11 protein-coding genes and 1 pseudogene are annotated in these 9,965 nt (G+C 57.8%); 7 read left to right on the plus strand and 5 right to left on the minus strand.

Going from position 1 to position 9,965, the window contains the following annotated elements:
- Positions 1–78 precede the first annotated feature (78 nt).
- The 3 genes from V5D86_RS07295 to V5D86_RS07305 all read right to left on the minus strand — a co-directional run bounded on the left by V5D86_RS07295 (position 79) and on the right by V5D86_RS07305 (position 1,858).
- Positions 79–693, minus strand: coding sequence for a formate/nitrite transporter family protein (locus V5D86_RS07295; protein ID WP_414596028.1), 615 nt, complete (start codon positions 691–693; stop codon positions 79–81).
- Positions 683–1,168 carry an N-acetyltransferase family protein gene (locus V5D86_RS07300; RefSeq protein ID WP_414596029.1) on the minus strand — a complete coding sequence of 162 codons (486 nt, stop codon included), beginning with the start codon at positions 1,166–1,168 and terminating at the stop codon, positions 683–685. Before V5D86_RS07300 ends, V5D86_RS07295 begins: the two co-directional genes overlap by 11 nt.
- A 135-nt stretch (positions 1,169–1,303) precedes the next feature.
- The gene (locus tag V5D86_RS07305; protein ID WP_414596030.1) at positions 1,304–1,858 is read right to left on the minus strand and encodes a DUF2284 domain-containing protein; all 555 of its coding nucleotides are present in this window, start codon (positions 1,856–1,858) and stop codon (positions 1,304–1,306) included.
- 129 nt (positions 1,859–1,987) lie between these two features.
- Between V5D86_RS07305 and V5D86_RS07310 the strand changes: the two genes are divergently transcribed.
- The 4 genes and pseudogenes from V5D86_RS07310 to V5D86_RS07325 form a co-directional block, all read left to right on the plus strand.
- The gene (locus tag V5D86_RS07310) at positions 1,988–2,911 is read left to right on the plus strand and encodes a prenyltransferase (RefSeq protein WP_414596031.1); all 924 of its coding nucleotides are present in this window, start codon (positions 1,988–1,990) and stop codon (positions 2,909–2,911) included.
- 1 nt (position 2,912) lies between these two features.
- A complete protein-coding gene (locus V5D86_RS07315) occupies positions 2,913–3,659 on the plus strand; it encodes a ubiquinone/menaquinone biosynthesis methyltransferase (protein WP_414596032.1) in 747 nt (248 codons plus the stop codon).
- A gap of 260 nt (positions 3,660–3,919) precedes the next feature.
- A complete protein-coding gene (locus V5D86_RS07320) occupies positions 3,920–5,266 on the plus strand; it encodes an ATP-binding protein (RefSeq protein WP_414596033.1) in 1,347 nt (448 codons plus the stop codon).
- 75 nt (positions 5,267–5,341) lie between these two features.
- Positions 5,342–5,851, plus strand: a pseudogene (locus tag V5D86_RS07325) (HAD family hydrolase); the annotation flags it as partial.
- A 132-nt stretch (positions 5,852–5,983) separates the two neighbouring features.
- Here the strand turns inward: V5D86_RS07325 and V5D86_RS07330 are convergent.
- Positions 5,984–7,060, minus strand: coding sequence for a hypothetical protein (locus V5D86_RS07330; RefSeq protein WP_414596034.1), 1,077 nt, complete (start codon positions 7,058–7,060; stop codon positions 5,984–5,986).
- A 118-nt stretch (positions 7,061–7,178) separates the two neighbouring features.
- On the opposite strand from V5D86_RS07330, the gene V5D86_RS07335 reads away from it, so the two are divergent.
- The 3 genes from V5D86_RS07335 (at position 7,179) to V5D86_RS07345 (ending at position 8,361) form a co-directional block, all read left to right on the plus strand.
- A complete protein-coding gene (locus tag V5D86_RS07335) occupies positions 7,179–7,496 on the plus strand; it encodes a zinc ribbon domain-containing protein (protein WP_414596035.1) in 318 nt (105 codons plus the stop codon).
- Between the two features lie 304 nt (positions 7,497–7,800).
- Positions 7,801–8,103 (plus strand): zinc ribbon domain-containing protein, encoded by a 303-nt coding sequence (locus V5D86_RS07340; RefSeq protein WP_414596036.1) that lies wholly within the window; start codon positions 7,801–7,803, stop codon positions 8,101–8,103.
- 9 nt (positions 8,104–8,112) lie between these two features.
- Positions 8,113–8,361, plus strand: coding sequence for a hypothetical protein (locus V5D86_RS07345; RefSeq protein ID WP_414596037.1), 249 nt, complete (start codon positions 8,113–8,115; stop codon positions 8,359–8,361).
- Between the two features lie 29 nt (positions 8,362–8,390).
- Here the strand turns inward: V5D86_RS07345 and V5D86_RS07350 are convergent, their stop codons facing one another.
- On the minus strand, positions 8,391–9,803 hold the full coding sequence (locus V5D86_RS07350) for an aminopeptidase (RefSeq protein WP_414596038.1): 1,413 nt from the start codon (positions 9,801–9,803) through the stop codon (positions 8,391–8,393).
- Between the last annotated feature and the right edge of the window lie 162 nt (positions 9,804–9,965).

A 9,965-nucleotide genomic window follows, 5' to 3' on the forward strand; every position in this document is an offset into this window, starting at 1 on the left:
TCCTTCTGTAGAATGTCGCCGTCCCGCAGGCGGGACGGGTCGCGGGCCATCACGGCCCGCGTTTGAGAGATGTGCGGATTACTCCGGCTGGGGGTCGTACATGTACTTCCTGCAGAACGGTATCAGCATGCATCCGATCGCGTTCCCGAGAAGCACCAGCGCTATGAAGACCAGGGCCTCCGGCGTGAACATCCTGGCGGAGCAGAAGTAGAACATGTCCGCGATCGAGTGCTCGAACCCGGCGAGTATGAACACGGGCACGCAGAAGAATATCGCCAGGAAGCTCTGCCTCTGCTTGAAGAAGTCCACCGCGATGAACATCAGTATGCCGCACATCACTCCCTTGAAGATCGTGGTGTACCACTCATAGGAGAGTTTCGTGTCGACGCAGTCGATCGCCACGGGATACGGCATCATGAGCCCCACCAGGAGGCATCCGACGAAGTTCCCTGCGATGATCACCGCTATGTCCTTCAGGAACGAGGGCGGGTTCTCGACTATGTACCCTGCCTTGCCGGTGTAGAGGTCCAGTCTGAATGCGACGACAGTCAGCAGTCCGACCGAGAACAGCACCGCTCCCACCCATTTCACATCCGTTGCGAGATAGACGCAGCCGCCTATCGAGATCGATACGCCTGCGAGGAATGCCCTCATCAGGCATCTCCAATAGTGTCCTCTGGATTCACAGCTCATGATAATACACGTAGATGTCCCTGTACGACCCATCCAGGCGCCTGAACCCTCCGGGGATCTCTCCGACCCTCCTGAATCCCAGCTCCTCGTAGAGATGGATCGCGTTGACGTTCTCCTTCACGACGGCATTGAACTGCATTATCCTGTATCCTAGCCTTCTCGCCTGGACCAGGGAATCAGTAACCATCGCACGTCCCACATGCATGCCCCTGCAGTCGGGGTCGACCGCGTAGCTCGCATTTGAGATGTGTCCGCATCTGCCCACGTTGTTTGGACGGATCTCGTACATCCCGACCACGCGGCCGTCGTGCACGGCGACCCCGCAGTGGTCGAACGATCCGAAGAAATCCGATGCCTCGTCGTCTGCGACGGGCTCGTCCTGGGGAAATGCCTGGCCGTCCATCACGACGCGGTTCCATATCGCGGTCATGGACGGGAGGTCCTCCTGAGAATACGCTCTCACCTGGACTTCCATGGTTCGAGTATCTGTTCGGATTAATAAAAGGGAACGTCGTCACGATGCCTCTTGCAGGTTTCGCGTGGGATGATGGGGCGGGGTGACATATCGTCGGCGTCCATCACATCCCACGAAGACGGACCTCAGAACCACTCAGGACCTGTCGTAGAGGATCATGCCGAAGTAGGTCAGGCGGCCATCGTCGCACCCGTATCTTATCCCGTTCTCCGAGCAGAATCCGAAGAGGTCGACCCCGTACGCCTCTATGGACGGGACTGCCATGTCGGGGAATCTGCAGGGTGAACCCTCCATGCACGAGCACATGGTGCAATTCATGCACGCACCCGCGGACAGGCCCATGACGATGCCGTGCCCCTCCCCGAACAGACCCTTGACGCTCCTGACGACATCCTGGTGCGACTTCATGCTCCCCATTATCGATTCTATGTCCGTCCAATCATCCAGGACGAACTCGGTCTTGAAAAGGCACATCCTCCTGAACGATGTTATGGTCTTGCCGCACGTGCAGACATCGCCCACTGCAGGCGGACACATCCAGTTCGCCCCATAGTAGCCGCAGGTATTGGCCTCGCATTGTTTCCTGACCTCCTCGGCATGGCGGATGAGGCTGTCGTCGATGTCGAAGAATCCCGTGTAGACGATGTTGGGAGAGACGCCCATGACATCGGACTCATTGATCTGGCTCATGATATGGGGATGCATCATGACTTTAAAAAGGGCCAGATGTCGGACGGTCCGCGCTTCGTCGCATACAGGGACCGATGCGGTCAAAGCAACATTCCCAGGCTTTAAATCGCTCATGGCGTTCGGGTCACCATGGCTCAGGTTAAGCCGGTGAAGGCCGGCTGGTGGAACGCGTTCAGGCCGTGGACGCTCCATGGGGCGATCGTCCCGGTACTCATCGGAGGCGTCGTCGCATATAACGACTCGGCATTCGATCCGCTGTCCTGGGTCCTGTTCGCGATGATACTGGTCGCGGGATGCCTGCTCCAGTCCGCGGCGAATCTTCTGAACACGTACGGGGACTTCAAGAAGGGGACGGACACCGTCGAGAACGAGACGAGGTCACCCGAGCTGGTCACGGGCGTCCTTCAGCCCGAGCATGTGAAGATGATGGGGGTCGCCTGTCTGGGCGTTACATGCCTGTTCGGTCTCGTGTTCATATGGCACTGCGGATGGGGCATACTCGTCTACGGGGTGCTCGGCCTGATCGGCGCCGGGATGTACACCACAGGACTCGCCCTGAAGTATCACAGCATGGGACAGGCCACGGTTTTCCTGATGATGGGCCTCCTCATGCCCCTAGGGACGTACTATGTCCTGGCCGGAGGCTTCTCCATGGAGGTACTCCTGTTCAGCCTTCCCAACGCGTTCCTCATCACAGCGGTGCTGTGCGGGAACGAGCTTCGCGACTACGAGGAGGACAAGATAGCGGGCGTGAGGACGCTCTGCAGCCACTTCAGGTACGATGTGGCCAAGAAGATCTACCTTGGTATGAACGCTGTCGCGTTCCCCCTCCTTGCACTCATAATCGTCACGGGAGTCGTCCCCTGGACATGCGCTCTCGGATTCGTCACCCTGTACGACCTCCTGCTGCTGTGGAGGAACGCAGGGCAGGCCCCGTCGGACCCGCACGCGAACTTCATGCTCGTGCCGATGGCCTTCAAGCTGAACTGGCACCTCGGCGTGCTCGTGGTTGCGGGCTACATTGTTGGAAACTTCGTAATCCCGGTGATTTGAAATGGCAGAAGAGCTCAAGAAAGGAAACCAGTTCGAGGGGAAGGAGGAGTACGTCAAGGACGTATTCACCGAGATCGCGGACTACTACGATGAGATGAACGAGATAATGTCCATGCACATGGTGCAGGGCTGGCACAAGTTCATGATGAGGAAGGCGGGGGACATCTCCGGCAAGAGGTGCCTCGACGTCGGTACGGGAACGGGGGAGATCGCGTTCCATCTCGCCAGGACCGCCGGGCCCGGCTCCACGGTCGTCGGCGTGGACATCACCCCAAGGATGCTGGAGCTCGCCGCCAGGAAGGAGAAGGACCTCTCCCTCCCAGTGTCCGTCGACTGGAGGGTCGGCGACGCCCTGGACCTCGACATCCCCGATGATTCCTTCGATGTGGTGACCTCCGGATACATGCTCCGCAACGTCACCGACATCCAGAAGGCCGTCTCGGAGATGCATCGCGTGCTCGCACCCGGGGGGAAGGTCATCGTCGCGGAGCTCTCCAAGCCCAAGAACGGGTTCGTGCGCTACTTCTACGACATCTACATAGCCCGCATCAAGAAGAAGGGCCGCAAGTACGACCAGGGCAAGGCCATCGACGGGAAGCAGCCCGCATACGACTGGCTCACCTCGTCGATCGAGGGATTCCCGTACGGGGAGGACATGGTCAAGATCTTCCGTGCCGCCGGATTCGAGGATGCCAGGTTCTACGTCAAGAGCTTCGGCGCGGTGAACATCTACGTGGGGTCCAAGTGATCCCGATGGCCACGGGTCACCTCGTGGCCATCTAACCTTTATCTTCTCATCCCGTGCTTCTCACCATATTGTCATATAACAAGTTGGAATTTGGTGAATAAACTTCATTTCAAAACTTGGAATTTGGTGCATATTTCACAATTTAAAATTTGGAATTTAGTGCAAATAATCTATTTTAAAATTTAGAATTTGGTGATTTATAAATAGTCTTGATGGTATCTCAAGGAACTATGGTCGTGGGTCTTGAAAGGAAAGCTTACATGAAATTGAAGGAATGGAAGGAGGCCAGTAACGGTTCGACGGCCCTTCTCATAGATGGTGCTCGCCGTGTCGGAAAGAGTTATCTCGCTGTTCAATTCGCCGAGAAAGAGTATGATTCCCACATCCTGATCGATTTCGCTCAGGCAGGACCCGACATCAAGAGGATGTTTGAGGAGGATATCAGTGATCTGGATTTTTTCTTCTCCAAGCTTTCTACTTTATGGAATGTCACACTCCACAGAAGACGCAGTCTGATAATTTTCGATGAGGTCCAGTGCTTTCCGTTGGCGAGACAGCTCATCAAGAAGTTCGTGGCCGACGGACGTTATGACTATATCGAGACCGGATCCCTGCTTTCAATCAAGACTCATATGGCAGGCATATTGTTGCCTTCCGAGGAAATCCATCTGGTCTTGCATCCCATGGATTTCGAGGAGTTCCTCTGGGCGATGGGAGATCACATTTCTATGGACTTCTTGAGGGGATGCTACGATAGGCGTATGCCTGTCGGGGAAGCCATCCATAAGAAGATGATGATGCGCATCCGCGAGTATATGCTCGTTGGGGGGATGCCAGGGGCCGTGTCCACGTATGTGGATACCAGGGACTTCGCAGCTACCGATATGGTCAAAAGGGCCATTCTTGACCTCTATCGCGGTGATATTCCCCGGTTCGCTATCGGTTATGAGGCGAAGGTCATCGACATATTCGACAAGATCCCATCCGAACTGTCCAGGAAGGAGAAGAAATTCAGAATAACCTCGATAACAAAGGATGCCAGGCAACGTCAGTATGATGAGGCTTTCCTTTGGCTCTCAGATGGTATGGTCACCAGCATCTGTTATAATGCAACGGATCCCACCATAGGTTTGTCAATGTATCTCGATGACTCCACATTCAAGTGCTACATGGAGGACACGGGACTGCTCATAACCCATGCGATGTTCGATAAGGATTATGCGGAGAACACTCTGTACAAGTCGATCCTTCTCGACAAGGTGAATGTCAACGAGGGAATGATCTTGGAGAATCTGGTGGCTCAGATGCTGAAGGCATCGCGGCATAAGCTCTTCTTCTATTCCAGGCCGAAGAGGATCGTGAAGGACGATTCCGGAGCTGTGATCAGAACGGAATCCGCCTTGGGGATCGATTTCCTCGTGGATAATGGTGGCAAGATATGTCCGATCGAGGTAAAATCCTCAGGATACGCGAAGCATTCATCATTGGATAGGTTCAAGGAAAGGTTCGGGAAGCGCATCGGTGAGCCCGTCATCGTGTATACCAAGGACCTTGCCGTGAAGGACGGGACACTCTGCATCCCGATCTACATGGCGATCTTCCTATGACCTCTTCGATAGGGCCTGTGATCGCGGGGACATCTACGGCAGGTTGATTATCCCCGCACCGTTCCCATTGATACAATGAGACCTCAGAGCATCATCCCGGAGTACGACCTCTACCTCTTCGATTTCGACAACACGCTGTTCGACACCAGCTATGGGATAGAGGTGATGCTCAGGAACGCCCTCCCGGCCATCGGGATCGAGTACGACGAGACGAGGTTCACCGATTATCTCGGGATGTCCATAGACGACATCTTCGACAGCTACGCGAAGGACGCCTCCACCTATGAGGAGTACTGCAGGAGGATCTACGAGGTCGTCAACTCCGACTCGTACGTCGGAGCGCGTCCGTTCCCGGATGCGCTGAAGGAGCTGAAGGAGCTGAAGTCCAGGGGGAAGCGCATAGGGATAGTCTCCGGGAAGATGAGGTACAAGATCGAGGCACTGTTGGAGGCCAACGGCCTCCGTGACATCCCGGAGACGATAGTGGGGTGGGATGACACCGACCGTCACAAGCCTGAACCCGACCCGATCGCATTGGGGTTCTCGAGGTTCGACGTCCCTCTGGAGAGGTCGGTCTATGTCGGGGACAGCGCCAACGACACCGGTGCCGCGAACGCGTTCGGCATGGACTGCATAATAGTCAACCGTCCCAACGGGATGGGGATGCCCGGGATTCCATGCACGTACGAGGTCTCCAGTCTCGAAGAGATCCTCCGATCAGATCAGGCCCTGGCCCGACAGTCTCACGATGAGCTCCCTGGCCTCATCGACGCCAGCCTCGGCAGCCTTCGTAAGCAGACGGATGGCCTCCTTGTCGTCCATCTCGACCTGTCCGGAGAATGCGAGTGCCGCGAGGTTGTACATGGAGGACGGCTCGTTCTGGTCCGCGGCCTTCCTAAGGAGCTCTGTTGCCTCGGGGACCCTCCCCTCGTCTATCAGGATCGTCCCCAGCATGGCCTGCGCGTAGGCAAATCCCGCCTCCGACGCGGACTCCAGCCACTCCACGGCCTTGGCGCGGTCCGGCTCCCCGAGCTCGTCGCCCATGTATATCAGGGCGAGGTTGTACATCGCCTTGACATCCCCGTCCAGAGCTGCGTCGGTGAACACCTCCGCCGCCTCGCTGAACTCCTTCCTCTCGTAGAGTATCCCTCCCAGGCAGAGTCTTGCATCGTTGTCCCCGCGAGAGGCGGATTCCCGGAACCACCTCTCGGCGCCCGCGCGGTCCATGGGAATCCCGTCTCCGGCATCCATCATCATCGCGAGGTCGTACTGGGAGTCGGCATCCCCGAGCTCTGCGGCCCTGAGGTACAGTTCCGCCGCCCTCGGCTTGTCGGCCGGGACGCCCTCGCCGGTCCTCAGTATGTGTGCCAGGACGGCCATCGAGCCGATGTCGCTCTCCGCGGCGATCTCCAACCATCTCACCGCCGCTTCCGCATCGGCCGGGACGCCGGCACCAGTGCGCAGCATGGTGGCCGCATTGGTCATCCCTGTGACGCTTCCCTCCGTGGCCGCCATCTCGAACAGCTCCAGTGCCCTGACGGGATCGGATCCCATCACAAGGCTCCCGAGGTTGCACATCGCCTTCGTCTCCCCGCCGTCCACCGCCCTTTGGAGGTAGACCTTCGCCTTCTCAGTGTCCTTGGCGATGCCCTCGCCGACCATCAGCATGTATCCCAGCGACGATGCGGCCATGGCATCCCCGAGTGCGGCCGCGGCAGCGTACATCTCGGCGGCCTTGCCGGGCGATTCGTCACGTATGGAGTCAGCTTCCTCTCTGAAGGCGATCGGGTCCATGGCCGGTAATCACCATGTCACACAAAACTGTTCGGATTCCATCCGTCCCGTATTCTCTGGGTGATTGGTCCGTGGCATCCTTCATATCCATCCTCCATCATGACCCTCCAGGGATGGCATGACTCGGGTCTCCAACATCTTCGGACTATTGTTCCTGATACTGTTCGGCATCATCTGGGTAGCGATAACGCTGTCCATCCCGTCCCCGATTGGCATACTGTTCTCCGCGTTCGGGGTCCTGTTCATCGTGTATGCGGCGGTCCATATGGTTTACGGTCTCAGGAAGGGGCCGGTCCAGAGCCCTCCGGAGGCCAGATTCCCTGAGAGGAAGGCTGACGAGGTCCCGCCGGACAATGACGGGTTTTGTCCCTACTGCGGCTCCCCGGTGAACGACGATTACGAGTTCTGCAGGGTCTGCGGGAAAAGGGTACAATGAATGTCGGGCCCAGGATGCTGGTGGGGACCCTATGTCTCATCGCGGCATGCGTGTCCTTCGTCCTGATGATATACGGTACGGTCGTCTGGTCCCCGCTGTGCGCCCTGCTCCTGTTCGTGTGGATGGGATTCGCCGTCTGCTGCATCATGCTCCTGCTCCACAGGCCGGGTCCGACCGTCCGGGAGGAATCGTCAGCATGCGAGCCTGTGGGCGAATGGGCCGGAGGCAACGGATACTGCGTGTACTGCGGCTCCCCGTTGAGGCAGGACACGTCATTCTGCGGTGCGTGCGGGAGGCATCAGCGATGGACCTGGCGAAGATCATGGTCTATTCGGCATCCATCCTCACCGGTCTTGCCGTATTCCTCCTGCTGTTGCGCCTCCTCGGCTACGACATCCCGCTCCTCGTCCCGTTGGTCATGATGTTCTTCCCGGTCGTCCTCCCGTCCCGTCTGCGCAGGGATGCGAAGGTACGTGAGGAGAGCGGCGAGTACTGTTCGGAATGCGGATATCAGCTGGATCCGGACGACGAGTTCTGCAAGGTATGCGGGAAGATGAGACGATCCTCCGCGAGTCACTCGTCACATCAGACCGATATCTCGAACTGATCGAACAGCATGCATGATGTCATTCCGAACGGTGACATCATCCTGATCGTCCTTGCGGTATGCTTCCTAGCGGCGACGATTTCCGGCATCGCCCTTCGCATTGTGGACAGGGCGACGGTGAGGAGGTTGACGGTTCGCATACATCTAGAGAACATGCCCATGTCGGAGATAGTCTTCCTGAAGGATTCCATATTGTGCGGGCGTGTGCTCTTCGCGGAGAACGAGTACCTTCTCAGAAGTTATGGTATGGATAGGTGAAGGGGTGGGGCTTCCGCCCCGATGTTTCTTCAGAAGTCCTTCGGCTTCCTGCTGTCGTACACGGCACGGATGGCCTTGTACAGCATGTACACGTCCGCCTTGGCGGTGACCTCGATGGGTGCGTGCATGGACAGGACCGGGACTCCTATGTCCACGGTGTCGATGCTGTGGACTGAGATCTCGGATGCGATGGTGCCTCCTCCGCCGAGGTCGATCTTCCCGAGCTCGCCGATCTGCCAGGTCACTCCCGCGTCCCTGAACTGGGTGATGACGTAGTTCATCATCTCAGCCGAGGCATCGTTGGTGCTGTACTTCCCGCGGGACCCGTCGTACTTGGCGAGACAGGGTCCGCAGTTCATGAAGCAGCAGTTGTTCCTCTCCATGACCTCGGGGTATGCCGGGTCGAATCCGGCGCTGACGTCGCAGGAGAGGCAGACGGAGTTCCTGAGGACGTCCCTGACCTCGCATCCCTCGTCCTGCGCCAGGTCCTCGAGGAAGTCTCTGAAGAAGAACGACCTCATCCCGGTGACGCCGTCGGAGCCGGTCTCCTCCTTGTCGGCGAAGATCGTGACCGTCCCGTACTCGGGGTCCACGGTGTCGAGCTCCGCCATGAACTCGGCGTAGGCGCAGGAGCTGTCGTCCTGTCCGTAGGCGGCGACGAGGGACCTGTCGAGCCCCATGTCCCTGGGCTTGAACGCGGGGACGGCGCAGAGCTCGGCGGTCTCGAAGTCATCCTCCGTGATGCCGTACTTCTCGTGCAGGATGGACATGATCGCCAGCTTCACCTTCTCCTTGACCTTCTCGTCGTCGTACGGGAGCGAACCGATCAGGAGGTTCAGCTGCTCTCCCTCGACGACCTCGGAGGCGCCCTTCTTCATCTGGTTCTGTGCGAGGTGAGGCAGCAGGTCCGTGATGAGGAATGCGGGCTCGTCATCGTTCTCACCGATCCTGATGGTGACCTTCCTGCCGTCCTTGGTGTAGACCACTCCGCGGATGGACAGCGGGATGGTGGTCCACTGGTACTTCTTGATGCCGCCGTAGTAGTGGGTCTTGAAGAACGCCATGGATGCGTCCTCGAAGAGGGGATGGGGCTTGAAGTCGAGCCTGGGACTGTCGGTGTGTGCGACGGTGACGCGGACCCCTTCCGAGACGGGCCTCCTGCCCATGGTGCACATGAGGATGGTCTTGTCCCTGTTCACCTTGTAGAACTTGTCCCCGGGCTTGTACTTGGTGCCGCGGGAGTACTCGGTGTATCCCTTCTCGGCGAGGATCGGCAGGACGTACTCGACCACCTCGCGCTCGGTCTTGTTCGCCAGGAACCTCTTGTACCCCTCGCAGAACGCATCGGCATCCTTCATGATGCCGGGGTTTCCCTCCGGGAGGCTCTTGCGGTCCGTGAGGATGGATTCGGCCAGCTCCTGGCCTTTGGTTTTCTTGTCCATGAGCATCCGAATGGGTTTGCATGTACTTCATCTATCGCCTGTGATGTTCAACGTCTGTATCTCACATGCGGACGCCATTTTGGTGGATAAACGAGATAAGGGGTTTCGAAAGTAGCCTTCGTTGAAAAATAGCGGCTCCTCGATTTGTTATCGCCAAACAAC

It is taken from the genome of Candidatus Methanoprimaticola sp. MG2, from assembly GCF_047501175.1.
Classification (GTDB): domain Archaea; phylum Thermoplasmatota; class Thermoplasmata; order Methanomassiliicoccales; family Methanomethylophilaceae; genus Methanoprimaticola.